The 1,363-nt window shown below is 62.5% G+C and carries 1 protein-coding gene; it reads left to right on the forward strand.

The annotated features are described in order from the left end of the window. Positions 1–1,180: 1,180 nt before the first annotated feature. On the forward strand, positions 1,181–1,363 hold a 183-nt coding region (locus AC0B9F_RS38115; RefSeq protein ID WP_472010393.1), incomplete at its 3' end, for a hypothetical protein.

The raw sequence follows: 1,363 nt of genomic DNA on the forward strand, positions 1-1,363 counted from the left end.
ACACGGTGCCCGCCCAACCGTCATGACACCCGAACGTACCGAACGGGCCCGCTCCCTCTGTGAGCAAGGCAAGAGTCTCGACGCTATCGCCTCCATGCGGGGTGTCGGCAGATCTTCGATCAGCAGAGCGCGTTGACTTCCTCTGGTGGTAGCGGACTTTCACAAATCTGGCGAGAGCACACATGATCGGTGCCGGTCGACTACTCGGTGATGATTGCCCGTCAGCTTTGTCGAGTGTCGGGGTGGGGCGGTATGGAACCGTGGATCGAACCTGGTTGCACCCCTTCGACAGCCGATTCGGTGTCAATCTGGCTTTCCGCTGATCTGTTTGACCTGCTTCGTGAGGTCGCCGAGTGTCATCGCCACTCCAGAAAACGTTTCGGAGTTCTCGCGACGTGGCGGTGGTAGCCGGCCGATGAGATCGGGTTGGTAGGTGTGGGGGAGTGCTGCTCCCGGACTGTCCGCACGCGCCCGGGTTGCTAGTTGGTATCGACCGGGAATCCGACCAGGTGCATACCGGTAATGCGGTTTATGGTGGGAAGTGCGAGGCCGCACGGATATTGACCGCGCACGAAAAGGGCTGTCTGGGTTGTGTGCTCAACGCAGATGGCATCCCACCGCCCCGGCTCGACGTGCAGGGCCGGGGTCCTGGGGGTGTGCGGTCGTTGAAATCGCCGCAGCTGCCTTGTTCGTGCCAAACCATCCATCCGATTCGAGAGCTGTTGCAAGTCAGCATGAGTCGGTCGGAACGTTTCGTCGGACCTCCGTATCGCGGCGAGTCCGCTGCGGCGGCCGATGGGTCCCTGGGGCGGGAAAGTGGAGGCCTGTGTCGACCGGACGACTCTTGAGTGGATGATCGTCGATAAGTAGCGGGTGTGTGAGCAGTGCCCATTGGCATACCAACCTCTTCCGGCGGCGGAGTGCGGGTCCTGCGGAGGTCGGGGGTGTGCAGGCTGGGATGGCGGTACGCGCAAGGCTTCGAGCATGCCGAGGGAATGCTGATGGTGCTGCACGGTATCAGTGAGGATCGAGGTGTTTGAGGTGTTTGAGGTGTTCGAGGTGTTCGTCGAGCAGTCTCGGCAATGCAGTATTCGGCTGACGGTGCTCGCGGCCGAGGTGGTGGATACGCTCCCCACGCGGTAGAAGTAGGTGAGGGGTGCAGGGGAGGAATGTGAGGGCGATGCAGGTGGACTGGTTCGTGTCGGTGCGGGACGAGGAAACCGGTGTCCACCGCTACCGCGGCGGTGCAGGGTTCGACCGTGCGTCGGTGATCGAGCAGGTGATTCGCGCGGGGCGGGACATCGCTTGCCGTGAGGACGGTGCGGTCGTCGGTGTCGTCGGCGAGGTTGTCATCGACGGCACT

This window comes from Streptomyces sp. NPDC097129 (genome assembly GCF_055668065.1).